Origin of the sequence: Pseudomonas sp. Teo4 (assembly GCF_034387475.1) — a bacterium.
Classification (GTDB): Bacteria; Pseudomonadota; Gammaproteobacteria; order Pseudomonadales; family Pseudomonadaceae; genus Aquipseudomonas.
The window spans coordinates 223,386-247,908 of the sequence record NZ_JAXCIL010000001.1 but is presented as its reverse complement, the minus strand read 5'-3'; the positions used below and the strand labels follow the sequence as shown (position 1 = coordinate 247,908).

Annotated in this window: 10 protein-coding genes, 1 tRNA gene and 16 pseudogenes; 6 read left to right on the top strand and 21 right to left on the bottom strand. The window is 61.6% G+C overall.

From position 1 onward, the window contains the following. Positions 1 to 357: 357 nt before the first annotated feature. Positions 358 to 2,371 (bottom strand): annotated as a pseudogene (uvrB, locus tag PspTeo4_RS01380) (excinuclease ABC subunit UvrB). A 286-nt stretch (positions 2,372 to 2,657) separates the two neighbouring features. Between uvrB and PspTeo4_RS01375 the strand changes: the two are divergent. The 4 genes from PspTeo4_RS01375 to PspTeo4_RS01360 all read left to right on the top strand — a co-directional run bounded on the left by PspTeo4_RS01375 (position 2,658) and on the right by PspTeo4_RS01360 (position 5,410). Next, positions 2,658 to 3,854, top strand: coding sequence for an amino acid aminotransferase (locus PspTeo4_RS01375; protein ID WP_322361975.1), 1,197 nt, complete (start codon positions 2,658 to 2,660; stop codon positions 3,852 to 3,854). A gap of 62 nt (positions 3,855 to 3,916) precedes the next feature. Further along, positions 3,917 to 3,991: transfer RNA gene (locus PspTeo4_RS01370), tRNA-Asn, on the top strand. A gap of 106 nt (positions 3,992 to 4,097) precedes the next feature. After that, on the top strand, positions 4,098 to 4,967 hold the full coding sequence (locus PspTeo4_RS01365) for a nucleoside deaminase (RefSeq protein ID WP_322364778.1): 870 nt from the start codon (positions 4,098 to 4,100) through the stop codon (positions 4,965 to 4,967). Positions 4,968 to 5,005: 38 nt separating this feature from the next. Then, positions 5,006 to 5,410 (top strand): hypothetical protein, encoded by a 405-nt coding sequence (locus PspTeo4_RS01360; RefSeq protein ID WP_322361974.1) that lies wholly within the window; start codon positions 5,006 to 5,008, stop codon positions 5,408 to 5,410. Here the strand turns inward: PspTeo4_RS01360 and PspTeo4_RS01355 are convergent. The 5 genes and pseudogenes from PspTeo4_RS01355 to PspTeo4_RS01335 all read right to left on the bottom strand — a co-directional run bounded on the left by PspTeo4_RS01355 (position 5,383) and on the right by PspTeo4_RS01335 (position 8,967). Continuing rightward, complete coding sequence (locus PspTeo4_RS01355) at positions 5,383 to 5,814, bottom strand: cupin domain-containing protein (RefSeq protein WP_322361973.1); 432 nt, start codon at positions 5,812 to 5,814, stop codon at positions 5,383 to 5,385. The genes PspTeo4_RS01360 and PspTeo4_RS01355 overlap by 28 nt on opposite strands. 137 nt (positions 5,815 to 5,951) lie before the next feature. Continuing rightward, positions 5,952 to 6,511: pseudogene (locus PspTeo4_RS01350) on the bottom strand (DUF1285 domain-containing protein); the annotation flags it as partial. A 10-nt stretch (positions 6,512 to 6,521) separates the two neighbouring features. Next, positions 6,522 to 7,126 (bottom strand): annotated as a pseudogene (locus tag PspTeo4_RS01345) (DUF4823 domain-containing protein). 66 nt (positions 7,127 to 7,192) lie between these two features. After that, positions 7,193 to 8,157, bottom strand: a pseudogene (locus PspTeo4_RS01340) (GTP 3',8-cyclase MoaA). 138 nt (positions 8,158 to 8,295) lie between these two features. Then, positions 8,296 to 8,967 carry a TetR/AcrR family transcriptional regulator gene (locus PspTeo4_RS01335; protein WP_322361972.1) on the bottom strand — a complete coding sequence of 224 codons (672 nt, stop codon included), beginning with the start codon at positions 8,965 to 8,967 and terminating at the stop codon, positions 8,296 to 8,298. A 72-nt stretch (positions 8,968 to 9,039) separates the two neighbouring features. Here PspTeo4_RS01335 and PspTeo4_RS01330 point away from each other — a divergent pair. Continuing rightward, positions 9,040 to 10,177, top strand: a pseudogene (locus tag PspTeo4_RS01330) (aminotransferase class V-fold PLP-dependent enzyme). A gap of 248 nt (positions 10,178 to 10,425) precedes the next feature. On the opposite strand, the pseudogene PspTeo4_RS01325 reads toward PspTeo4_RS01330, so the two are convergent. The 12 genes and pseudogenes from PspTeo4_RS01325 to PspTeo4_RS01270 all read right to left on the bottom strand — a co-directional run bounded on the left by PspTeo4_RS01325 (position 10,426) and on the right by PspTeo4_RS01270 (position 20,267). Continuing rightward, positions 10,426 to 11,205 (bottom strand): annotated as a pseudogene (locus tag PspTeo4_RS01325) (TatD family hydrolase). A 32-nt stretch (positions 11,206 to 11,237) separates the two neighbouring features. Next, positions 11,238 to 12,192 (bottom strand): annotated as a pseudogene (locus PspTeo4_RS01320) (DNA polymerase III subunit delta'). A gap of 21 nt (positions 12,193 to 12,213) precedes the next feature. Next, positions 12,214 to 12,845 (bottom strand): annotated as a pseudogene (gene tmk / locus PspTeo4_RS01315) (dTMP kinase). A 9-nt stretch (positions 12,846 to 12,854) separates the two neighbouring features. Then, a pseudogene (gene mltG, locus PspTeo4_RS01310) lies at positions 12,855 to 14,028 on the bottom strand (endolytic transglycosylase MltG). A gap of 4 nt (positions 14,029 to 14,032) precedes the next feature. Then, a pseudogene (pabC, locus tag PspTeo4_RS01305) lies at positions 14,033 to 14,853 on the bottom strand (aminodeoxychorismate lyase). Beyond that, positions 14,853 to 16,096 (bottom strand): annotated as a pseudogene (fabF, locus tag PspTeo4_RS01300) (beta-ketoacyl-ACP synthase II). Before fabF ends, pabC begins: the two co-directional pseudogenes overlap by 1 nt. A 174-nt stretch (positions 16,097 to 16,270) precedes the next feature. Further along, a complete protein-coding gene (acpP, locus tag PspTeo4_RS01295; protein WP_060513099.1) occupies positions 16,271 to 16,507 on the bottom strand; it encodes an acyl carrier protein in 237 nt (78 codons plus the stop codon). A 201-nt stretch (positions 16,508 to 16,708) separates the two neighbouring features. Next, a complete protein-coding gene (gene fabG / locus PspTeo4_RS01290; RefSeq protein WP_322361971.1) occupies positions 16,709 to 17,449 on the bottom strand; it encodes a 3-oxoacyl-ACP reductase FabG in 741 nt (246 codons plus the stop codon). A 16-nt stretch (positions 17,450 to 17,465) separates the two neighbouring features. Next, a pseudogene (gene fabD / locus PspTeo4_RS01285) lies at positions 17,466 to 18,403 on the bottom strand (ACP S-malonyltransferase). 127 nt (positions 18,404 to 18,530) lie between these two features. Then, positions 18,531 to 19,541, bottom strand: a complete 1,011-nt coding sequence (gene plsX, locus PspTeo4_RS01280; protein ID WP_322361970.1) for a phosphate acyltransferase PlsX — start codon at positions 19,539 to 19,541, stop codon at positions 18,531 to 18,533. 3 nt (positions 19,542 to 19,544) lie between these two features. Then, the gene (gene rpmF, locus PspTeo4_RS01275; protein ID WP_010223221.1) at positions 19,545 to 19,727 is read right to left on the bottom strand and encodes a 50S ribosomal protein L32; all 183 of its coding nucleotides are present in this window, start codon (positions 19,725 to 19,727) and stop codon (positions 19,545 to 19,547) included. 13 nt (positions 19,728 to 19,740) lie between these two features. After that, positions 19,741 to 20,267: pseudogene (locus PspTeo4_RS01270) on the bottom strand (YceD family protein). Between the two features lie 93 nt (positions 20,268 to 20,360). On the opposite strand from PspTeo4_RS01270, the gene PspTeo4_RS01265 reads away from it, so the two are divergent. Further along, positions 20,361 to 20,939: a nucleoside triphosphate pyrophosphatase gene (locus PspTeo4_RS01265; RefSeq protein ID WP_322361969.1), complete on the top strand. Its 579-nt coding sequence runs from the start codon at positions 20,361 to 20,363 to the stop codon at positions 20,937 to 20,939. Between the two features lie 251 nt (positions 20,940 to 21,190). Here PspTeo4_RS01265 and PspTeo4_RS01260 read toward each other — a convergent pair. The 3 pseudogenes from PspTeo4_RS01260 to rluC all read right to left on the bottom strand — a co-directional run bounded on the left by PspTeo4_RS01260 (position 21,191) and on the right by rluC (position 23,846). Further along, positions 21,191 to 22,205 (bottom strand): annotated as a pseudogene (locus tag PspTeo4_RS01260) (S49 family peptidase). A gap of 2 nt (positions 22,206 to 22,207) precedes the next feature. Further along, positions 22,208 to 22,885, bottom strand: a pseudogene (locus tag PspTeo4_RS01255) (HAD family hydrolase). Between the two features lie 3 nt (positions 22,886 to 22,888). Next, positions 22,889 to 23,846: pseudogene (gene rluC, locus PspTeo4_RS01250) on the bottom strand (23S rRNA pseudouridine(955/2504/2580) synthase RluC). Positions 23,847 to 24,523: the final 677 nt, after the last annotated feature.

Sequence of the window (24,523 nt, the reverse complement as noted above, 5' to 3'; positions counted from 1 at the left end):
ATATATACAGTGAACATATCCATTCGCCATGGAGGCGCTAATTCACCTTTTCGCCTTTACGGCGACCTACTTTTGCTCTTGGGCAAAAGTAGGCAAAAACCGCTCGCTCCTACATCCGGCCCCTACGCTCCGCTCCGGGGTTCCCTCGCTCCGGTCTTGCTCCCGGGAGGACCGCGCTGTACGGCCCATCCTGGGCCGCAGCGCTTGACGGGCATCCATGCCCGTCACCTCCCTCCGCAAGACCTACACTCGGCCTCCTGAAGTCGCAATTGGCGGTGTCTGAACTATCGCGCGCTAGAAGCAGAAGCAGAGCAAAAGCAAGAGCAAAAGCCGTGCTGGTCGTGAGGCTGGTGTTCGTCAGCTGGCGATCAACCGCTCTCGAAGCTGAGCAATTTCATCCCTCAACTGCGCTGCCGCCTCGAACTCCAGATCCCTCGCAAACTGCATCATCTTCTCTTCCAGCACCTTGATCCGCTTGGTGATCTCAGCAGGTGTACGCAATTCCGCCTCGTACCGCGCACTCTCCTCCGCCGCCTTGGCCATCCCCTTGCGCTTCTTGCTACGCGCCCCAGGCACGGTAGCGCCTTCCATGATGTCGGTAATGTCCTTGACCACCCCTTTGGGCACGATGCCATGGGCCTGGTTAAACGCGATCTGCTTCTCGCGTCGACGCTCGGTCTCGTCGATAGCCCGCTGCATGGAACCGGTAACCTGGTCAGCGTAAAGAATCGCCCGACCATTGAGGTTACGGGCCGCACGCCCGATCGTCTGGATCAGCGACCGCTCGGACCGCAGGAAACCTTCCTTGTCGGCATCGAGTATCGCCACCAACGATACCTCCGGCATGTCCAACCCCTCACGCAGCAAGTTGATGCCCACCAGCACATCGAACGTACCCAACCGCAAGTCGCGAATAATCTCCACCCGCTCCACGGTGTCGATGTCCGAGTGCAGGTAACGCACCCGTACATCGTGGTCCGCCAGGTAATCGGTCAGGTCTTCAGCCATGCGCTTGGTCAAGGTGGTCGCCAACACCCGCTCGCCACCGTCGACGCGCTTGCGGATCTCCGACAGCAGGTCGTCGACCTGGGTCAGCGCCGGACGCACCTCTACTTGCGGGTCGACCAGGCCAGTGGGGCGCACCACCTGCTCGACCACACGCCCAGCATGTTCGGCCTCGTAAGGGCCTGGGGTGGCCGAGACGAAGATGGTCTGTGGGCTCACCGACTCCCACTCATCGAAGCGCATCGGCCGGTTATCCAGCGCCGAAGGCAACCGGAAACCATACTCGACCAGGGTTTCCTTGCGTGAGCGGTCGCCTTTGTACATGGCGCCGACCTGGGGCACGCTGACGTGGGACTCGTCGATCACCAGCAAGGAATCTGGCGGCAGGTAGTCGTAGAGCGTGGGTGGCGGCGCCCCGGCCGGACGACCGGAGAGGTAGCGCGAGTAGTTTTCGATACCGTTGCAGTAACCCAATTCGAGAATCATCTCCAGATCGAAGCGGGTGCGCTGCTCCAGACGCTGGGCTTCCACCAGCTTGTTGGCCTTTTGCAGGTACTCGAGCCGGTCCTTGAGTTCCACCTTGATGCCCTCCACCGCCTCAAGCAGGGTTTCACGCGGGGTGACATAGTGGCTCTTGGGGTAGAAGGTAAAGCGCGGGAGCTTGCGAAAGACCTCGCCCGTGAGCGGGTCGAACGCGGCGATGTTCTCCACCTCGTCATCGAACAGCTCGATACGAATGGCTTCCAGGTCCGATTCCGCCGGGAAAATGTCGATCACATCACCGCGCACCCGGAAGGTGGCGCGGGCGAAGTCCATTTCATTGCGGGTGTACTGCAAATCGGCCAGGCGCCGCAGCAGCGCCCGCTGGTCGAGCTTGTCGCCACGGTCCACGTGCAGGACCATTTTCAGGTAGGTCTCGGGGCTGCCCAGGCCATAGATGCACGACACGGTGGTGACGATGATCGCGTCGCGCCGCTCGAGCAGCGCCTTGGTCGCCGACAGGCGCATCTGCTCGATATGGTCGTTGATCGAGGCGTCCTTCTCGATGAAGGTGTCCGAAGACGGCACATAGGCTTCAGGCTGGTAGTAGTCGTAGTAGGAAACGAAATACTCCACCGCGTTGTTCGGGAAAAAGCCTTGAACTCACCGTACAACTGCGCAGCCAGGGTCTTGTTCGGCGCCAGCACCAGTGTCGGACGCTGCACTTGCTGGATGACGTTGGCGATACTGAAGGTCTTGCCCGAACCGGTCACCCCAAGCAGCGTCTGGTGCGACAGCCCGCCTCGATGCCTTCGACCATCTGACGAATGGCCTCGGGCTGGTCGCCGGCCGGCTGAAAACGGGTAACGAGCTGGAACTCGGACATGATGGGCCTCTCGCAACGCAGCAACTGTAAATTTAGCCAGTAGTCTATACCCAAATACGGCTGCGTGGCGTCGGTTTCATGGCCGAGGTGTGAGCAGCCATTACTGTGGACCTGGCAATTCGACCAATGGTCGAAAAATATTTGCCCAAATCGTCTGAAAAGCTGCGCCAGACTGTCGCAGTGACCGGCGGGTATCACTATACTGACTCCCCGTTTGTGCACCGCTTCAGTGCATTCGGCTGGAGCGTGTACGCCCTATCACTCTCCATTCAGAGCCAAGGTAACAATGAGCCTGTTTTCCGCTGTCGAGCTGGCACCCCGCGACCCTATTCTGGGCCTCAACGAAGCATTCAACGCCGACCCACGTACCGACAAGGTCAACCTGGGCGTGGGCGTTTACTGCAATGAGGAAGGCCGCATTCCGCTGCTGCGCGCTGTGATCGAAGCCGAGACCCAGCGTGCCGCCCAGCACGCCTCCCGCGGCTACCTGCCGATCGACGGCATCGCTACCTACGACCAGGCCGTGCAGAAACTGATCTTCGGCGCCGAGTCGCCACTGCTGGCCGCCGGCCGCGTGGTCACCGTGCAGGCCGTCGGCGGTACCGGCGCTCTGAAGATCGGCGCCGACTTCCTCAAGCGCCTGTCGCCGAACGCCGTGGTCGCCATCAGCGATCCGAGCTGGGAAAACCACCGTGCGCTGTTCGAAAGCGCAGGCTTCCCGGTCCAGAACTACCGCTACTACGACGCGCCAAGCAACGACGTCAACCGCGCCGGCATGCTCGAGGACCTGAACAACCTGCCATCCGGCTCGGTCGTTGTCCTGCACGCCTGCTGCCACAACCCGACCGGCGTCGACCTGACCCTGGATGACTGGAAAAACGTCCTGGAAGTGGTCAAGGCCAAGGGCCACGTGCCGTTCCTCGACATGGCCTACCAGGGCTTTGGTGCTGGCATCGCCGAAGACGCCTTCGCTGTGCGCCTGTTCGCCGAATCGGGCCTGGAGTTCTTCGTCTCCAGCTCGTTCTCCAAGTCGTTCTCGCTGTACGGCGAGCGTGTTGGCGCCCTGTCGATCGTCACCGGCTCGAAGGACGAAAGCACCCGCGTGCTGTCCCAGGTCAAGCGCGTGATCCGCACCACCTACTCCAACCCGCCAACTCACGGCGCCACCATCGTCGCCACCGTGCTCAACAGCGACGAGCTGCGTCAGATGTGGGAAACGGAGCTGGCCGAGATGCGCGAGCGCATCCATGGCATGCGCCACCAGATGGTAGAACTGCTGGCTCAATATGGCGCCAAGCGTGATTTCAGCTTCGTTGGCCGTCAGGCTGGCATGTTCTCGTACTCGGGCCTGACCGTTGAGCAAGTGGCGCGCCTGAAGAACGAGTTCGGCATCTACGCCCTGGACACCGGCCGTATCGCCGTTGCCGCGCTGAACCAAAGCAACATCCACGTGGTCACCAAGGCCATCGTCGAAGTGCTGTAACTGCTTGATTTGCCAAGGGGTGGCTTGACTTCCCCTTGGCAAACAGTAAGATACGCGCAGATTCCGCGATAGCTCAGTCGGTAGAGCAAAAATGACTGTTAATCATTGGGTCCCTGGTTCGAGTCCAGGTCGCGGAGCAAACACTGAAAAACCTCCAGTCGCGCAAGCGCTGGAGGTTTTTTCTTGCCCATTGCTTGTTGCCTTCCCCTACTCACCTCGGCGCGACGCTACTGTATCGTTTGAATCCAACTAACGATTCGGAGCTTCCATGAGCGCCAAAAATGTTACCGGCACAGCCCAGCAAGCGGTAAAACTGGCCGCCGAGCAGGCCTCCTGGCCAGTCGACTTGAAACCTTTGCGGTTGGCGGATGCCTCATAGAGAACGCCACCGGCAAGGTACTGGTCGCCCTGCACAATCGCGTAATGCAACCGTCGACCAGCAGCAAATCGCAGCCTGGATTCAGGCTCCACGACCCCACGGCCCACGCCGAACGGCGCCTGATCGACTGGTATTTTGAAAATCAGCAGCGCCTCGCCCTGCCAGCGCCAGCCGAACTGACGGTGGTGACTACGCTTGACCCGTGCGCCATGTGCGCCGGTGCCCTGCTGACGGCCGGCTTCAACGTTGCAGTCAGCGCACACGACACCTTTGCCGGCATCAACCATGACGAGCGCTTCGAATTCCCTGGCCTGCCACCCGCCCTTCGACGCATCGCACAAACCACATGGGGCTACTACGCAGTCGGAACACCCTTTGATCGGGAGTATGCCGGGGCCCCGGATGGCCCGATTTACGCAGGCGAGCAAGTCGACGCCGCCACATCGAGCCTGACCAGCTCGCTTTTTGCAGCCAGCGTGAACCAAGTACATGACGAAAGCAGCAACACAGGTTTGCCACCCTCTGCCCTGAAGGACCCACTCACCCTGCCCGCGCAGAGCGAGGTACGCCAGGCATTGGCCAGCATGAGTCCGTGGAGCTTGCGTATCAGAAGTGACAATCCGCGCATCCCCGAGCTGAACTGGCCCAGCCGCTGCTCGAGACAGCGAGCCAGGCAAGCATCGCCAACGCCGCGGCACTGCTCGATCCATTCGGGAACCTGCTGGCATGCCTGAGTGGTGCCGAGCAGCACTCACCCATTCGCACCGCCTTCATGGAACTCACGCGAAGCTATGCAGCCTTGCGCTGGGACTTGATGAACCATGCCAACCCGCTGGTCCGTCGTGAAGCGCAGGAGCACCTGACACACCCTCGCCATTGCACGATCATCCTGCTCAACTTTCCGGACCCAGCCGGCAGCGAAGCCGTCATGACGCTGGGCGCCTATGGCTCTACCGTGGAACGCCACACCGCGCCATCTTTCCCCTCCGGGCTGCAATACGTATCACTGCCAACGGGCTGCAAGCACAAGGACGTTGCGGAACTGGCGCAACGCTTGCCGCCGTTCTATACGCAAAACGTTCAGATCGCGCCCTGCCGAGTGCTGGACGATGACTTGGTGCGCGCGGTAACTGACAGCCTGGGGCAGGCTCAACGCGCCGAACCCGCAGCAGGATAAGGCTCGGTCACTGGCCGGCCCTCGTCCACCAGGCTCCACACCAGCAACCTGGCAGGCTGCGTCCGGCTGGCGTTGCGTGAAACACGGTGCACGGTTCCTGGCGCCTCGTACCAGTACTCGCCGGCCTTATAGGTCTTTTCTTGCTCATCGTTAAGCTTCGACACCACCGCCCCTTCCAGCACGTAGGCCATGACCGCGCCCGGATGCTGATGTGCGGGCGACGCCTCCCCGGGGGCGTAGTTGACGGTGAGCATGACGGCTTTCTTGCCGGGGGCATTCGAGGGTTGTTTTTCCTGCAGGACCTGGACCTGATCGGCGACGTCGCCGTGAGCCCAGGCAGAGAGTTGGCCTGCGAGCAGACCAGCGGTGATGAACAAGGCAACGGAAAGATGGACAGGTTTCATGGGCATCTCCTGGTGGGTATCTGCCAGCAGGTTAGGCCCAAGAACTCAGAGGGGAAACGGCCAATTCAGAGGAAAAGCAGGAGGCCGATCAGGCTCCTGCTGGAGACGACTTGCCAGCGATGACGGCTACACGACACCTCAGCCATTGGCGCCAATCGGATAAAACACTCCTGGCTCCAGACCCGAGCCACTCTTCACCATCGATCACACGCGGCACCGCCAGCTCCACCAACTGGTAGAACACATTGCGATGAATCAGCGCTTCGAGATTGCCGCGCATCCGCACGTAAGGTGCCGGTTCCTGAGTGATCGGGTCGATTTCCACCCGCAACGGATGCTCCGGCCCGGCCTCGACCTGGTCGTCGACATTGCTGGTGAAACGCAACACCTGCTGCTCGCCACTGCCCTGCACATCCAGCGTCACGGCCACGAACGGCGCGTCATCGACACGAATGCCGACTTTCTCCACCGGGGTGATCAGGAAGTAATCATCGCCATCGCGACGAATGATCGTGGAAAACAACCGCACCATCGGCTTGCGCCCAATGGGCGTACCCAGGTAGTACCAGGTGCCGTCACGGGCGATACGCATGTCGATATCGCCACAGAAATCCGGGTTCCACAGATGTACCGGCGGCAACCCCTTTTCTTTGGGAATCTGCGCCAGAAGATCGTTGGCCTTGCCGGAATCCGTCATCACCCTGCCCTCACTCACTCATACCCAGAAGGCTACGAGCGTACTCGCGCATCGGCGCGGCTAGCAAATCTTCCGGTGTGTTGTCGTGGAACGTCAACAAACCGCCACGGCTCTTGATACGCACGGTGTCGATCAGGTAGCGACTGTTGGTTTCGATCAGCATCATCTGCACCACGCCAGTGTCCCATCCAAGGCGGTCGACGGCCTGCTCGTCATACCACTCGTCGCCATTGCCGATACGATCATCGGTACGTGCGAAACGGGTGTACAGGACATAGTCGGCCCCACCGAGCGCGCTTGGGCAATGGCGTCTTCCAGGCCCAGCGGCCCCTGGGCACGACGCACCAGAGGGAAGTATTCGACGAAGCTTTTGAACGCTTGTTCCGCCACCACGTTCTGCCGCGGCAGTGGCCCCTTGCCCGGTGGCATGAACGCCCCCTGGCCGATGAAGATGAACGAGTCGGGTTGCAGCCGAATCGACAGCGAGCGGCGGGTATCACTGTGGTCCAGCAACCCTGCATCGCTCATGTGGTAACGGACACCCTCGCCCATATCGCTGACATTCATGCAGCCGCCCAGCGCCATCAGCGCCAGCAGCAAGACCAGGCTACGCATCTTTCCTCCAGAGGCCGGCGACGAAAAACCGGCGAATAGTCGGCGGATGCAGCTTTTGCGCCAGAGTCAGCCGCCGATCACCTTCATCACCGTGACGCCCCCGGAAAACGCCAGCTCCTGCTTGTCTGCCAGGGCCTTGACCAGCAACCGCTGCAAGGCAGGCAGCGCCTGGTGACGGGCTGCTCCAGCAAGTCGCCGATAAAGTGACGGTTGCTCGACGACAAGCATCCGTGAAGCCAGCCGGTGGACGACAGACGTAGACGCGAACAGCTCCGGCAGAACGGCACGCTTTCGTTGGCGATGACCCCGAAATGGCCTTTGCCTGGGATCTGGTAGCGCAGCGCGGTGGCGTCCAGCGGCGCGTCAACCGGCGATGGATGTGCTCGCGGCCAATCAGGCCGAGCAACTGCTCCAGGCCTACGAAATGCTGCAAGAAGGCATTGGGGTCACGGGCCAGGTGGCCCATGCGCATCAATTCGATGAAACGCAACTCGTAGCCACGCGCCAGGCAATAGTCGAGCAAAGGCAAGACCTGGTCCAGGTTCTGCCCACGCATCGGCACCATGTTGACCTTGATCTGCATGCCCAGGCGCTGGCCTGCTCCATACCGGCCAACACGGTAGCAAGGTCGCCACCCCGGGCAATGCGGCGGAACGCCTGAGGGTCGAGAGTGTCGAGGGAAACGTTCAGGCGACGAATGCCGGCTGCCTGCAACTGCGGCAACTTACGCGCCAGCAACTGGCCATTGGTGGTCAGTGTGATGTCATCCAGATCAAGCTTGCCGACCGCCGCCAGGAAGGCATCCAGGCGCGGGCTGACCAATGGCTCACCGCCAGTGATACGTAGACGCTCGATACCCGCGGCCTCGATCAGGTAGGCCACACCCGCGCCAGCGCCTCAGCCGAAAGTTCGTCCTGTGCCGCCACCAGGCGTTTGCCGTCGGGTACGCAATACGTGCAGGCATAATTGCAGGCAGCCGTCAGGCTGACACGCAGGTTGCGAAAACGCCTGCCTTGACGATCGACGATCATGAAAAACTCCGGCATGGATGAATCGGGGCTGGCAAAACCTGACTCATAAATCAGGTTTTTGCAAGCCCCTTGTTTCATGCCGGGCGCGATGGAATGCGGACGCTGTGCGTCCCTTCGCGGGCAAGCCCGCCCCCACAGCTACTGAGTTCGGCGCAGTACCTGCGGGTGGAAGGCTTTAGTTCGCGGCTTCCGGTCGCGCTTACGCTTGTTGCCCATGCGCACGCCAATGTCCATCAGGAACTGGAAGAAGCCTTCCTGATCCTCCAGCACATTGCTCCAGAACGGCGAGTGGTACAGTGCCACGGCACCGTGCACCAGCGCCCAGGCTGCGCAATAGTGGAAATAGGGCGGCACATCTTCAAGCTTGCCTTCGCTGATACGGCCCTTGATCAGCTGGGTCAGGCGGTCGAAGTTGGAGGCGCGGATCTTGTGCAGTTCCTCGACCATTTCCGGCACCTGGTTGCCCTTCACCACCTTTTCTTCCAGGCGGTCGAACAGCCGGTAGCGCTGCGGGTCGCGCATGCGGAATTCGAAGTAGGCACGTGACAGTGCTTCCTTGTCACGGTCCACGTCAGACGAATGCAACAGCCCGTTCAAATCGCGCTCGTAGTCGAGCATCAGGCGCAGATAGATCTCCGCCTTGGACTTGAAGTGCTTGTAGATCGTGCCTTTACCGATGCCCACGGCGTCGGCGATCATCTCGACGGTGACGCTGTCTTCACCCTGTTCGAGAAACAGCTTGAGCGCCGTATCGAGGATTTCCTGTTCGCGACGGCGAAACTCACGGACCTTACGAGGTTCTTTCTGCATAGGAAGGACTGGATGACAATCGAAGCGGTTTATTATGCCTAACTGGCGGCAAATTGCACGGATCTTCCAACCATGTCTATGTTTCACGATGAGTTTGACCAGACACCGGGCTTGCGCTACCTGAACCATGCGGCGATCGCGCCCTGGCCCCGCCGCGCCAGCCAGGCCGTGGCTCGCTTCGCTCAAGAAAATGTGACACAGGGCGCCAGCGACTACCCGGCATGGCTGGCCACCGAGAGACGCCTGCGCGAACGCCTGGCGCGCCTGCTCAACGCCCCTTCCCGCGGCGACATTGCCCTTGTCAAAAACACCTCCCGGAAGCGCTGTCGCTGGTTGCCTTCGGCCTCGACTGGCAGCCCGGTGACCAGGTGGTGATCAGTGACGAGGAATTTCCTTCCAACCGCGTGGTATGGGAGGCCTTGGCCGATCAAGGGGTCGAAGTGATCCAGGTGAGCCTTGCCGGCGCCGACCCGGAGGCCGCGCTGCTCGCAGCCTGTGGCCGGCACACGCGCCTGCTGGCCATCAGCGCCGTCCAGTTCGGCAGCGGCCTGCGGCTGGATCTGGCGCGCCTTGGCGAAGGCTGCCAGGAGCGCCAGGTGCTGTTCTGCATCGACGCCATCCAGCAGATCGGCGCCCTGCCCTTCGACGTGCAAGCGTACCAATGCGATTTCGCCATGGCCGACGGCCACAAGTGGATGCTCGGCCCGGAAGGGCTCGGCGTGTTCTACTGCCGCGCCGCGCTGCGCCCGCAACTAAGGCTCAATGCTTACGGATGGCACATGCTGGAACACCTGGGCGACTTCGAGCGCCGCCAGTGGCAGCCCGCGCGGAGTGCGCGCGCCGCTTCGAATGCGGCAGCCCCAATATGCTCGGCGCCTGTGCACTGGAAGCAAGCCTCTCGCTACTGGAAGAAATCGGCATGAACACTGTCGCCCGACTGCTACAGCAACGGGCCGATCAACTGTACAAGGGCCTCGCCGCCATACCTGGCGTTCGCCTGCACACCCCAGAGTCCCCGGAGCGACGGGCCGGTATTATCACGTTCAGCCTGCAGGGGCGTGACAGTGCCGATATTTATCAGGCACTAAGCGCCGAACGGACGATCTGCGCTCTGCGCGGCAGCGGCGTGCGTTTTTCACCCCATTTCTATACCGATGAACGCTTGATCGACGAGACTGTCCAGCAAGTCCGGCGCCTGGCCATGCGTTGAGGAAGGAATGGCTCCCGGCGTATTCCAAATCTGTTTAAAAAACGACCAACAGACACTGGCACTGCGCCAAACCTGACCAATACTTGAAGTGTTGGCGCGGCGCATCCCCCCCAAGTGGCGCGCCGATAAAGGTGCTCAGGGACCGCGTACCTTTGTTTTACTCCTAATGGTCTTAACCCGGATTCCCCCAGAACCCGGGTTTTTTTGCCTGTTTGCCGACCTTCCCCCAGGGGACCGGATCGGACGGCTCAGGCGACCCGAGCCAACGGGAACAAGCGCTTGAAGTTGGCGGTGGTCTGTTCAGCCAACTGCTCGAAGCTTACGCCACGCAGCGACGCCACATACTCGGCCACCTCGCGCACGTATTGCGGCAAGTTGGGCTTGCCCCGGTGCGGGATCGGCGCCAGGTACGGCGAATCGGTCTCTACCAGCAAACGGTCGACCGGCACCTGTCGGGCCACTTCGCGCAGGGCATCGGCATTACGGAAGGTCACGATTCCGGACAACGAGATGTAGTAGCCCAGATCCAGCGCCGCCTTGGCCATGTCCCAGTCTTCAGTGAAGCAATGCAGCACTCCAGCCTGCGGCAGGCTGGCTTCGCGCAGCAGCGCCAAGGTGTCGGCGCGTGCCGCACGGGTGTGCACGATCACCGGCTTGCCGGTCTGGCGCGAGGCTTCCAGGTGCAGGCGGAACGACGCCTGCTGCAATTCAGCGGCTTGCGGCTCGTAGTGGTAATCCAGCCCCGTTTCGCCAATGGCCACCACGTGGGGGTGGGCCAGCTCACGGATTAACCACTCCAGCGCAGGGTTTCGCCCGGTGCCAGATCAAGCGGATGACCCCTACCGAGCAGTCGACATCGGCATACTGCTCGCTCAGGGCCTTGACCGCCCCGGCATTCTCGGCACTGACACCAATGCACAGAAAATGCCCGACCCCACGCTCGCGGGCCGCCTGCAGCGCGGCATCGAGGAGCCCTGATGGGCACTGAGGTCAAGACGGTCGAGGTGGCAATGGGAATCTACAAGCATGGGATAAAGGCACACATGGGAAACGTGGAAAGTCAGCGGGAAACCGGCAGTTGCTGCCAATGGGCCAGCAAGGCTTCCAGCAACAGGACGCGATTCAGATTGGCTTTGCCCAGCACCTTCTGGCGCTGCTCGAGGATCCACGCCTGGACCTCGAGGACCTTGGCCTGCCGACTTTTCTGGGCCAGGTACTGAAGCACCTTGCGCATATCGGCCAAGCCTAACCCCTCCTCGTCCTGAGTCAATTGGTAGCGCAGAACCAGATGCGACCAATCGCAGAACCAGTCGAACAGCAGCAGCAGCGGCACACTGCTCCAGGCCTCGGCCAGCTGACTGGGTGACTGCTGTTGCTTGAGCAGCTTCTTCACCCCGTCGGTGACCAGCGCACGCTGCTCGCGCACGCCTTGGGCCTGCAGGCTGACCGCCATCAAGGGCGAGCCGGCAGCCAGGGTCAACAACTCGTCACGCTCGGCCTCATCGCTTTCCGCCAGTGCCGAAGCCAACCACGCCTGGCTCTGGGCCAGGCTCGGTTGCGGGCAGGCCACTTGCTGGCAACGGCTCTTGATAGTAGGCAACAATCGGCTTGGCTGGTGGCTGACCAGCAGCAGTACGGTGTCGCCCGAAGGCTCTTCGAGGCTTTTGAGCAGGGCGTTGGAGGCATTGATGTTCATCGCCTCGACCGGCTCGATCAGCACCACCTTGCGCCCACCCAGTTGTGCGGTCTGCACCACAAAAGCTACCAGCTCGCGCACCTGGTCGACCTTGATCGGCTTGTCGGCCTCTTCCGGCTCCAGCACGAAATTGTCTGGGTCTACCGGCTTTGAGCAACAAGCAGGACTTGCACTGATCACAGGCATCCAACCCTTGAGGCTGCTGACACAGCAGGCGAGCCATCAGGCGCTCGGCCAGTGCCCGCTTGCCGATACCTTGCGGCCCGTGCAGCAGGTAAGCGTGGGCGTGCTGGCTGCGACCGGCCAACTGTTGCCAGATCGCCTGCTGCCAGGGTAGGCCTCAGCCACGGCAACGCTCCAGAATGCCTGGCAGCAACGCATCGATGGCGCGCTGCACGGCCTCCAGCGATTGCGCGGCGTCCAGCAGGTTGTAGCGCTGCGGCTCGCGCTGGGCACGCTGCAGGTAGGCCTGGCGTACGGCCTCGAAGAAGGCCTGGCCTTCCTGCTCGAAGCGGTCCAAGCGACCGCGTGCGGCAGCCGGGCCAACCCGACTTCCACCGGCAGGTCGAACACCAGGGTAAGATCGGGGCGCAGGTCACCCTGGACGAACTGTTCCAGCTGAGCGATACGCTCGACGGACAAACCTCGACCGCCGCCCTGATAGGCGTAGGTGGCATCCGTAAAGCGGTCGCACAGAACCACCGCACCGCGGGCCAGGGCAGGACGAATCACTTCGGCCAGATGCTGGGCACGTGCGGCGAACACCAGCAGCAGCTCGGTGTCGGCGGCCATCACTTCATCGCTGGGCGCCAACAGCAATTCACGCACTCGCTCGGCCAGCGGCGTACCGCCAGGCTCACGGGTCAGTACCACGTCCAGCCCTTGCTCGCGCAGACGCGCTGCCAGGTAGTCGCGATTGGTGCTCTTGCCCGCGCCTTCGGGGCCTTCAAGGGTAATAAACAAGCCGCTCACAGGCAGTCCTTAATGTTGTTCGTCGGGCGTTGGCACATCGGCCGGGGCCGGTTCGCTTTCGGCAGACGGCGCCTGCTCGGGCGACTGGCCTGCGTCGGACTCGGGCTGATCTTCCGCTGCTGGCGCCGTCTCGCTCGCCTCAGGCTGGCCTTGCGGTGCTGGGCTGGAGCGGTAGTCGGCACGGCGTTTGAGCTGGAACTCGCGCACGGCCGAGTTGTGGTCGTCCAGATCGTCGGAGAACACATGGCTGCCGTCGCCGCGAGCCACGAAATACAGGCTGGAGCCATCGGACGGGTTGAGCGCGGCATGGATCGCTTCGCGCCCGACCATGGCGATCGGCGTCGGCGGCAGGCCGGTCATGGTGTAGGTGTTGTAGGGCGTCGGCTCGCGCAGATCGGCACGGGTGATCTTGCCGTTGTAACGCTCGCCCATGCCGTAGATCACCGTGGGGTCGGTTTGCAGCATCATGCCCAGGCGCATACGGCGCACGAACACCCCGGCAATCTGCCCGCGTTCCTGGGGAATGCCGGTTTCCTTCTCCACCAGCGAGGCCATGATCAGCGCCTGGTAAGGGTCACGGTAAGGCAGGTCGGTGGTGCGCTCTGCCCACTCTTTGGCCAGCACTTCTTCCAGACGCATATAAGCCTGCTGCAACAGCTCAACGTCACTCATGCCCCGCACGAAGCGGTAGGTGTCAGGGAAGAAACGGCCTTCGGGGAACACGCCGGTGTGGCCAAGCTTGTCCATCACTTCCGAGTCAGACAGCCCGTCCAGGGTGTGCTTGATCTTCTCATGCTTGGCCACAGCCGAACGCACCTGGCGGAAGGTCCAACCCTCGACCAGGGTCAGGTTGTACTGCACCACATCAGCGCGGCGCCAGGCATCGAACAACTCACCAACCGTCATGCCAGGGTCAGGCGATACTCGCCGGTGTGCAGCGGCGTACCGGCCATGTTGAAGCGCCAGTACAGACGCAGCCACAGGGCATCGTCAAGCAAGCCCTCGTTCTGCATGCGGTAGAACATGCGATTCGGGGTGGTGCCATTGGGCACATCGAGCAAGCGCTCTTCGCCACTTGCAGCGGCTGCTCCAGCACCGAGTTGACCTTCCAGGCCGACCAGCCCAGTGCCAGGCCGGCCAGGATCAACCCCATTTCCAGCAGCAGCAGGAATTTGCGTCTCACGAATTCAAGTTTCCAGTAACGTACGGGCAACGGCCTGCAGTTTACGGGTGAGTGGCCCCGGCGACCAGTTAAGGTTCAACGCGGGAATACCGCACACTGGCCAGACACCATAGACACTGTTGCAGACAAACACTTCGTCCGCCTGCTGCAGCTCGTCGAACGCCAGGTCACGCACCTGCACCGGGATGGCCAACGCCTGGGCCTGCTCGAGCAGAGCACCACGCATCACGCCGGCTACGCCGCAGCGGCTCAGGTCAGCCGTAAGCAGCGTGCCATCACGCACCAGGAACAGATTGCTGTATACCCCTTCGACCACCCTGCCCTGCCCATCGCGCATCAGGCCTTCGGCATGCTCGCTGTCTTGCCATTCGGCGCGGGCCAGCACCTGCTCCAGGCGATTGAGGTGTTTGAGGCCAGCCAGCAGCGGTTGTTCCCCAGCCGGGTCTGGCACTCGAACAGCCGCACGCCAAGTTCGGCATGCTGTTCAGGGTAGCTGGGCAGCGGGCTTCCCTGGAGGATGCGCCGGGGCGCGGCACCGGCAACCGGGGCATAGCCACGCTGGCTGTCGCCACGGGTGAGGATGAGCTTGGCGACGCCGTCGCCGAGCTGGCTGGCATAACGCAGGATTTCATCGCGGATCAGCGCCAGGTCGGCGTCGATCCGCAGACGCTGGCAACCCAGCGCCAGGCGGGCCAGGTGGCCCTCCAGCAAGCTGGGCCGGCCACCGCGCACAGCAATGGTCTCGAACAGGCCATCACCGTAGGCCAGGCCGCGATTCTGCAGGTTGACCGCAGTTGCGGGCTGGCCGTCGATCCAGCTGTGCATCAACCGGCGAACCGGCGGAACACCAGCGAACCGTTGGTGCCGCCAAAGCCGAAGGAGTTGGACAGTACCACGTCGATATTCATGCTGCGCGCCTCGTGGGGCACGAAGTCGAGGTCGCAGCCTTCGTCCGGCTCATCCAGGTTGATGGTCGGCGGCGCCATCTGGCTGTTGATGGCCAGTACGCTGAAGATCGCCTCCACCGCGCCAGCAGCGCCCAGCAGGTGACCGGTCATCGACTTGGTCGAGCTCACCGCCAGCTTGTAGGCATGCTCGCCGAACACGCGCTTGATCGCCGCCACCTCGGCGACGTCGCCCGCTGGGGTCGAAGTGCCGTGTGCGTTGATGTAGCTGACGTCTTCAGGCTGGATACCGGCATCGCGCAGGGCATTGGCCATGCAGCGGGCAGCACCTTCACCGGAATCAGGTGGCGAGGTCATGTGGTAGGCATCACCGCTCATGCCAAAACCAACCAGCTCGGCGTAGATCGTGGCGCCACGGGCCTTGGCGTGTTCCAGCTCTTCGAGCACCAGGGCACCGGCACCGTCGGACAGCACGAAGCCATCGCGGCCTTTGTCCCACGGACGGCTAGCACGGGTCGGCTCGTCATTGCGCGTCGACAGTGCGCGGGAGGCACCAAAGCCGCCCATACCCAGGCCGCAGGCCGCCATTTCGGCGCCGCCGGCAATCATTACATCGGCTTCGCCGTAGGCAATGTTGCGCGCAGCCATGCCGATGCAGTGGGTACCGGTGGTACAGGCCGTGGCAATGGCGTAGTTCGGCCCTTGCAGACCCAGGTGGATCGACAGGAAACCAGAGATCATGTTGATGATCGAACCCGGCACGAAGAACGGCGAAATACGGCGCGGCCTTGCTCGTGCAAGGTGCGGCTGGTTTCTTCGATGTTGGTCAGACCACCGATCCCCGAACCCATGGCCACGCCGATGCGTTCGCGGTTGGCATCGGTCACTTCCAGACCGGCGTTACGCACCGCCTGGAAACCGGCCGCCAGGCCGTACTGGATGAACAGGTCAAGTTTGCGAGCCTCTTTGGCCGACAGGTACTGCTCGACCTCAAAGCCCTTCACCGAGCCGCCAAAACGGGTGGAGTAGGCAGACAGGTCCGTGTGTTCGATCGGACCAATGCCACTGCGGCCAGCCAGAATGCCCTGCCAGGTGCTCGGTACATCGGTACCCAGTGGCGACAGCATACCCATACCAGTGACCACGACGCGTCTACGCGACACAGTACTCTCCTTTTCTAATAACAGAGTTTCTTGCCATTGCATTCAAGGCAACGGAATGAAATGGCAACAAGCTCTCGATGCCCGTGGAACGACGCGTGGCCCTCGCAAAGAAAAAACCGCACGCCGGCAAAGGCAGTGCGGTTCTTCTCGACAAGAAGCGTCGACTACAACGTCTTAAGCCTGGTGGTTTTTGACGTAGTCGATAGCAGCTTGAACGGTAGTGATCTTCTCGGCTTCTTCGTCAGGGATTTCGGTCTCGAATTCCTCTTCCAGAGCCATCACCAGCTCAACGGTGTCAAGCGAATCGGCACCCAGGTCATCGACGAAGGACTTCTCGACAGTCACTTCTTCTTCCTTGACGCCCAGTTGCTCGGCGACGATTTTCTTGACGCGTTCTTCGATGGTGCTCATACTAGTTTTCACTCCTAATGGACATATGTCAGGCAGCTGGCCGGTGAACAAGTTTATAGAAAGACGTTCGCTTTTCAAGCGGAACACACCTTCGTATGACTCGCCCAACCCTCTGCCTGGAATCTGGTTGCAGCTTTATAACGGATTTTAGGCTGGGAGTATGACTCTTTTTTTACGCAATCCGTCACATTGAGTTGCAGTTTACATGTACATCCCGCCATTCACCGGCACGGTAGCACCGGTGACATAGGCTGCGCCGTCGGATGCCAGGAAGGAAACCACCTTGGCGATTTCCTCGGCCTGACCCAGACGACCCAGCGGAATTTCCTTCTGCAGGGCCTCGCGCTGCGCTTCAGGCAGCTCGCGAGTCATGTCAGTGTCGATGAAGCCTGGGGTCACCGAGTTGACGGTGATGCCACGCGAACCCACTTCACGGGCCAGGGCGCGGCTGAAGCCTTCCAGACCCGCCTTGGCGGCAGCGTAGTTGGCCTGACCGGCGTTACCCATTGCACCGACGACCGAACCGATGCTGATGATACGACCCCAGCGCGCCTTGGTCATGCCACGCAGCACGCCCTTGGACAGACGGTAGAGGCTGTTGAGGTTGGTGTCGATCACATCGAACCATTCGTCATCCTTCATGCGCAGCATGAGGTTGTCGCGGGTAATGCCGGCGTTGTTGACCAGAATGGCCGGTGCGCCGAACTGCTGGCCAATGGCGCTCAGCACCGCATCCACGGACTCGGCGCTGGTCACGTTCAGTTCCATGCCGGTACCGGCAATGCCGTGTTCCTTGAGGGTTTCGGCGATGCGCTCGGCACCGGAGGCCGAAGTGGCGGTACCGATCACGATAGCGCCCTGGCGGCCCAGCTCGAGGGCGATGGCCTGGCCGATACCACGGCTGGCGCCGGTGACCAGTGCGACTTTACCTTGCAGGCTCATGCAAGCTTCTCCAAATTCAGGCCAGCGCCGCACGGGTGGCGGCGACGGCGTCAGGGGTATTGAGGTTGTAAGTGGTCACGCCATCGGCGCAACGCTTGTTCAGGCCTGCCAGGACCTTGCCTGGGCCGCACTCGACCAGGTTGACGGCGCCATTCGCCGCCAGGGTCTGCACGCACTCGACCCAACGCACAGGCTGGTACAGCTGCGCCAGCAGGTCATGCTTGAGCGCATCGAGGTCGGCAGCGACGGCGGCAGTAACGTTCTGCACGACCGGAATCTGCGGGGCCTTCCATTCGATGGCGCTGACCGACTCGGCGAAACGCTCGGCAGCCGGCTTCATCAGGGCGCAGTGCGATGGCACGCTGACCGCCAGAGGCAGTGCGCGCTTGGCACCTTTGGCCTTGCACAGCTCGATGGCACGGTCCACCGCCGCCTTGTTACCGGCGATGACCACCTGACCTGGCGAGTTGAAGTTCACCGCGCTGACCACCTGGTCTTCTGCGGCTTCGGCGCAGATTTCCACCACTACGGCGTCATCCAGCCCCAGAATCGCGGCCATGGCGCCGTGACCGGCCGGTACAGCCTCCTGCATCAGCTGACCACGGCGCTCGACCAGACGCACGGCGTCCTTGAGGCTCAGGCTGCCAGCGGCGACCAGCGCGCTGTACTCGCCCAGGCTATGGCCGGAGACGAAGGCCGGACGTGCACCGCCCTCTTCCAGCCACAGACGCCACAGGGCGATGGAGGCGGTAAGGATGGCCGGCTGGGTTTTGTCAGTCTGGTTGAGTTGTTCTTCCGGGCCTTCCTGGACCAGTTTCCACAGGTCGTAACCCAGAGCCTCCGAGGCCTTTTGAAGGTCTCGATGATCACCGGCTTCTCGGCGCCGAGCTCGGCAAGCATGCCCAGCGACTGGGAACCTTGACCGGGAAAGACGAATGCGAGGGATGCAGACATTGAACAAGCCCTTATGATCTTGTCGTCGGATAGGGTGCGCCAGGCCTTGGGCCAGACGCGGAATCTGAAAACTTGGATGGAGACGCGGACCAAGCGGTCACATTTAAGCACTTCATCGGCGAAATGCCTAAGGCAACAGATCTTCAAGCCGACCATGCAGCCGCTGCGGGAGGTTTTCCTGAATTTCGATCAGCGCACGCTGAATCGCGCTCTGGAACCCCTGCACACCGGCAGAACCATGGCTCTTGATGACAATGCCCTGCAACCCCAGGAAGCTTGCCCCATTATGCCGCGCCGGCGCCAGGTCGGCCTGCAAGCGCTTGAGCAACGGCATGGCCATCGCCCCGGCAGCACGAGACAACACGCCACCCTTGAACAGCTTCTCGATGCGTGCACCGATCATGGTCGCCAGGCCTTCGCTGGACTTGAGCAGGATATTGCCGACAAAACCGTCGCACACCACGACATCCGCCTCACCACGGTACAGGCCGTCACCCTCGACGAAACCGACATAGTTCAGGCCCCGGGCGTTCTGCAGCAACGTGGCTGCCAGCTTGACCTGCTGGTTGCCCTTGATGTCTTCGGTGCCGATATTGAGCAGCGCCACGCGAGGGCGATGAATGCCCAAGGCTTGAGCCGCCACCGAACCCATCACGGCGAACTGGTAGAGGTTCTCGGCACTGCAGTCGACATTGGCCCCAAGGTCGAGCAACTGGCAATAGCCCGTCTGGGTAGGAATAGCCGCTACCATGGCTGGCCGATCGATGCCGGGCAAAGTCTTGAGCACGAAGCGCGACAACGCCATCAGCGCCCCGGTGTTGCCAGCGCTCACGCAGGCCTGGGCCTTGCCGTCTCGCACCAATTCGAGGGCGATGCGCATCGACGAATCCGGCTTGCCCCTTAACGCCTGGGAAGGCCGCTCGTCCATGCCGATCACCTCACTGGCCGCAACGATTTGCAGGCGCGCGCGATCCGCAGCCGACAGGCCGCTGACAAGCTCTTCAAGGAGGGAGGGTTGACCGACGAGGGTCAGGTGTAGCGAGGGGGTAGCCGAAAGGCAGGCAATGCTTGCCTGGACAATGCTGCGGGGACCGAAGTCCCCGCCCATTGCGTCGATCGCGATGATCTGAGCGGACAAGGATTACTCGTCAGCGCCCTTGTCGATCACTTTGCGACCACGGTATACGCCTTCTGGCGATACGTGGTGACGCAGGTGTACTTCACCGGTGGTTTTCTCTACCGACAGCGCGTTTTCCGACAGGGCGTCGTGGGAACGGCGCATGTCACGGGCAGAGCGGGATTTTTTGTTCTGCTGAACAGCCATAATTGATTAACTCCTAAACGTTTGGGTCACGCTTTAACTGCGCCAAAACACTGAACGGGTTGGACCGCGATACCTCGTCCTTGCTCGATTCGGGCTCGTCTGCGCCCGCCGGCTGCTGGCATTCTTCCGGATGATGAGCAGGCACGATTGGCAAGGCAAGCAAAAGCTCCTCCTCGACCAGTGCCTGCAGATCCAAAGGATCTTCGCCCAGTTCCAGCACGTCATAGCCTTTCGGCAACGACTGGGTATTCGCACCCTCCTTCACCACAGCGTATGTACATTCGCTATGGATCGGCAGGGTGACCAGCTCAAGACAACGCGGCAAACCATTTTGACTTCGACATCCAGTTCGCTGTGGATAACCACAACGTGCTGTTCATCTCGTTCAAAATCGAACTTCGCCTGCACCGTACCGACATCGTCGGAAAGCGGGTCGCAGAGTCTTTCCAAATCAGCGAGTTGCAGCGAACCGGTAATGGTTACGCCACGATCGGCTAATTTGCGCGGGTCAACGTGAGGTGGAATCGGGTCATTCAACATAGGCGCAGCATTCTGGGATGCCCCCGCCCCTGTCAAAGGAAATTCGGCGGCATCTCGCATGTTAGAATTCGGTTCAAACGACCAGAGTCTATCATGCTGCCCTTGTTACTGGCTTCCAGCTCTCCCTATCGGCGCGAACTGCTTGAGCGCCTGCGCCTGCCCTTCACCTGGGCAAGCCCCGACATAGACGAGCGCAGGCTGGATGACGAGCCCGCCACCGAGCTGGTTCGCCGCCTTGCTCGACAGAAAGCACAGGCACTGGCGAGCAGCCACCCGAACCATCTGATTATCGGTTCCGATCAAGTGGCAGTGCTCGGCGAGCAGATCCTCGGCAAGCCCCACACCTTTGAACGGGCATGCACACAACTGCTGGAGGCCAGCGGACAGCAAGTAACCTTCCTGACCGGCCTGGCGCTACTGAACAGCGCCACAGGGCAATACCAGGTCGATTGCGTGCCGTTTACGGTGACGATGCGAGAACTGGATCGGGAGCGCGTGGAGCGCTACGTGGAAGCGGAACAGCCGCTCGACTGCGCGGGCAGCTTCAAGGCGGAGGGGTTGGGCGTGAGCCTGTTCAAGAGCACCCATGGGTGCGATGCGACCAGCCTGATTGGGCTGCCGTTGATCCGACTGGTGGATATGTTGACCGCAGAGGGTGTGGTGATTCCTTAACCCGGCTTGGCATCTTTAGCGGCTGCGAGATCGAGCGCCGCCCGCGCGGCGCATCGCGAGCAAGGCTCGCTCCTACGTTTGTTTCGGGCCAGTTATTCCTGTGAGATATGCGCGCGAACGCTTTGGAGCATGGTTTGATATCGCGTCGTGCAAACAAGGCGGTCGCGCGCGCCCGCCACAGGCGTTATTGGCCGTAAACAAACGTAGGAGCGAGCCTTGCTCGCGATGCGCCGCGCGGGCGGCGCTCGACCTCAATACCAACGCAAAACGCACGACGATGACTCAACGCAACTGAGGCCCCTGAACCCCATCCACATCGCCAGGTGCTCAGCCACACTGGCACCAATGCGCTTGGAGAAACGGTCGAAAGGCGAATCCTGCACGGTGAAATCCACCAGCTCTTTCTCGCCTACAATCTCTCGCGCCACATAGCTGGCACTGCCCAATCCATCCACCAGCCCCAGCGCCTTGGCCTGCTCGCCCGACCAGATCAGGCCACTGAACAACTCCGGGTGTTCCTTGTCTTTCAAACGATCGCCGCGACCTTGCTTGACCATCGCGATGAACTGCTGATGCGTGGTATTCAGCACACCCTGCCAGAACGCCCTTTCCTCAGGCTTCTCGGCGAGAACGGGTCCAGGAAGGCCTTGTGCTCACCCGCCGTGTAGGTACGACGCTCGACCCCCAGCTTCTCCATCGAGCCAACGAAGCCGTAGCCCGCCGCCGTTACACCGATAGAGCCCACCAAGCTGGCCTTGTCGGCATAGATCTCGTCAGCCGCGCTGGCAATGTAGTAGGCACCTGAAGCCCCAAGATCGGTAATCACCGCATAAAGCTTGATGCCCGGATACTCACCGCGCAAACGGCGAATCTCGTCATACACATAACCCGCCTGCACCGGGCTGCCACCCGGGCTGTTGATGCGCATCACCACCGCCTTGGTCTTGGCGTCCTTGAACGCCTCACGCAGACTCTTGACGATGTTGTCGGCACTGGCCGCCTCCTGGTCGGCAATCACCCCGCGCACGTCAACCAGCGCGGTATGACTGGCGCTACGGGAAGCCGCCTTTTCCATATCCATCATCGGCGTGAACAGGAACAGGATGCCGAACAGATAAAGGAAGGTCAGCAGCTTGAAGAAAATCCCCAGCGCCGCGCTCGACGCTGCTCCTGGACACCTGCCAGCAGGGTTTTCTCCAACAGCTTCCAGCTCTTGCGCTCTTCGCCGTCACTCTCAGGCTCGGGCGCCTTCCATTCGTCAGCCATGCTCACCTACCTTGGAATTGAAACTGCGCGGAACCAGCCAGCCACTCGCGCAACTGAGAAAAATGATCGATGCACACTTGCGGGCCAAACTCGGCCAGCGCCTGCAGCGACATGGCGCCATAGCTCACCGCAACCGAATGCATGCCGGCATTACTGGCCATTTGCAGGTCGAATGCCGAATCCCCCACCATCAGCGCACGCCCGGCATCAACACCGCAGTGGCCGAGAATCTGCTCGAGCATCAGCGGGTGCGGCTTGCCACGCGACTCGTCGGCTGCGCGGGTAATATCGAAGAAATGCTCCCAACCATTGGCCTTGAGCACCCTGTCCAGACCGCGACGAGCCTTACCCGTCCACCGCCAGGCGGTAGCCTTCGGCACGAAATGCCTCCAGCGACTCCAGCACCCCCTCGAACAGCGGTGATGGCTGCTGGTCGAGCGCCACATAGATATCGGCGTAATGCTGACGGAAGCGTTCGACCTGCACGCGATCCAGATGCGGATAGAGCGTGGAGATCGCCTCATCGAGCGCCAGGCCGATGATCCCTTCACAGCCTCGTCACTGCTCGACGACTCGCCGGCGCGCTCGGCAGCGGCGTTCATGGAGTGGACGATACGGCCAATGGAGTCGGCCAGAGTGCCATCCCAATCGAAGATCAACAGCTCATAGCTACGTCGCATAGGTCAGGTCGCACTCAAGCGTTCAATGGTTTTCGCCCACATTTCGTCCACCGGCGCTTCGAGCTTGAGCTCTCCGCCATCCGGCAGCGGCACGGTCAGGGCATAGGCATGCAGGAACAGACGCTTGCCACCCAGCTCGCGAATCTCACGGGAGAAGTCTTCGTCACCGTACTTGCTGTCACCGGCAATCATGTGGCCAGCATGCAAGGTGTGCACTCGAATCTGATGGGTGCGCCCGGTGATCGGACGCGCCTCGACGATGGTGGCGAACTCACCGAAGCGGCGCAGAACGCGGAACAGGGTCAGCGCCTCCTTGCCCTCTTCGTCCACTTCGACCATGCGCTCACCAGAGCGCAGGTTGTTTCTTCTGCAGCGGCGCATTCACCTGTTTCTTCGAGGTCGGCCAATGCCCACGCACCAAGGCCATGTAGCGCTTGTCCACGCCGTCGCCGCGCAATGCGGCGTGCAGGTGGCGCAACATGCTGCGCTTCTTGGCAATCATCAGCAGGCCAGAGGTGTCGCGGTCCAGGCGGTGCACCAGCTCAAGTTCCTTGGCGTCCGGGCGCAGCTGACGCAGCGCCTCGATCACACCGAAACTCAGGCCGCTGCCGCCATGCACGGCGATGCCGGCGGGCTTGTTCATCACGATCAGCGCCTTGTCTTCGTAGACGATGGCCGCCTCAAGGCGCTGCAACAGGCCCTGGGCCACCGGCGCCGGCTCGTCGCGCTCGGGCAGACGGACAGGCGGCACCCGTACGATGTCACCGGCCTGTATCTTGTACTCAGGCTTGACCCGGCCCTTGTTCACCCGCACTTCACCCTTGCGCAGGATGCGGTAGACAAGCGTCTTGGGCACGCCCTTGAGGGCTGTGATGAGGAAATTGTCGATGCGTTGGCCGGCAAGCTCCGGCGCGACTTCGATCAGCTGAACGCCGGAAGTCGGAGGGGTATTGGTCGTCATGGCGGGATCATAACAATTTTTTATGGAATTGAAGCACTTAATCATTACTGCTATAGTCGCGAACGCCGCCAAAAGCGGCAGGCCAGCGGCACCAGGCTCTTCGCCGGCCCTGACCAACGCAATTCTCGAGGACGCGAGGCCGTCCGACGGGGTTTTCGCCAGTTTACCGAATTGCCTGGAATCGCCACCAGCGCTGTGTAGAAAGACCGAAAAAAACGACAAGTGCGGTGTTTCACCTACTTACCCGATTCTTTTCGCTGCACCTCTGCCCGCCCGTCGCTTCCACGCAACGTTTGGCGAATGCTTCGGAAATACCTGCCTCGGACATGAATGGCGCCAGCCCAGTAGATGCGCTGGCGAAAAATGCAACCCGTTGCGGATTCAGCGCGCGGCAGCACCCGAATTATCAGGGATACGTGCAGGGTGGAGATGCACAGCCCTCGGACCGTGTAGCACCGCGTCCGGCCACCGGCCCACTGAATGGCCGGCGAGCGGATAAGGTCCTGAACAGATGCCCCCGGGCGTCCACGGCTGAAGGTTGATTCCTCCTCCTGACTGAGTGCACGAGGCCTGCTTGGTTGATTCGGATACCACAGGCTTCATGACACCGCAGCAAACAGGACGCGTCGTCGCGACAACGGCAGGCTGGGCAACCGGCTGGTGCCGAACGTCGCCAG

Excerpts from the sequence above, each read along its gene's own strand:
- rpmF (WP_010223221.1), bottom strand. The coding sequence starts at position 19,727 with ATGGCTGTTCAGCAGAACAAAAAATCCCGCTCTGCCCGTGACATGCGC.
- PspTeo4_RS01375 (WP_322361975.1), top strand. The coding sequence starts at position 2,658 with ATGAGCCTGTTTTCCGCTGTCGAGCTGGCACCCCGCGACCCTATTCTG.
- PspTeo4_RS01360 (WP_322361974.1), top strand. The coding sequence starts at position 5,006 with ATGGAACTCACGCGAAGCTATGCAGCCTTGCGCTGGGACTTGATGAAC.
- PspTeo4_RS01335 (WP_322361972.1), bottom strand. The coding sequence starts at position 8,967 with ATGCAGAAAGAACCTCGTAAGGTCCGTGAGTTTCGCCGTCGCGAACAG.
- PspTeo4_RS01355 (WP_322361973.1), bottom strand. The coding sequence starts at position 5,814 with ATGAAACCTGTCCATCTTTCCGTTGCCTTGTTCATCACCGCTGGTCTG.
- fabG (WP_322361971.1), bottom strand. The coding sequence starts at position 17,449 with ATGAGCCTGCAAGGTAAAGTCGCACTGGTCACCGGCGCCAGCCGTGGT.
- PspTeo4_RS01265 (WP_322361969.1), top strand. The coding sequence starts at position 20,361 with ATGCTGCCCTTGTTACTGGCTTCCAGCTCTCCCTATCGGCGCGAACTG.
- acpP (WP_060513099.1), bottom strand. The coding sequence starts at position 16,507 with ATGAGCACCATCGAAGAACGCGTCAAGAAAATCGTCGCCGAGCAACTG.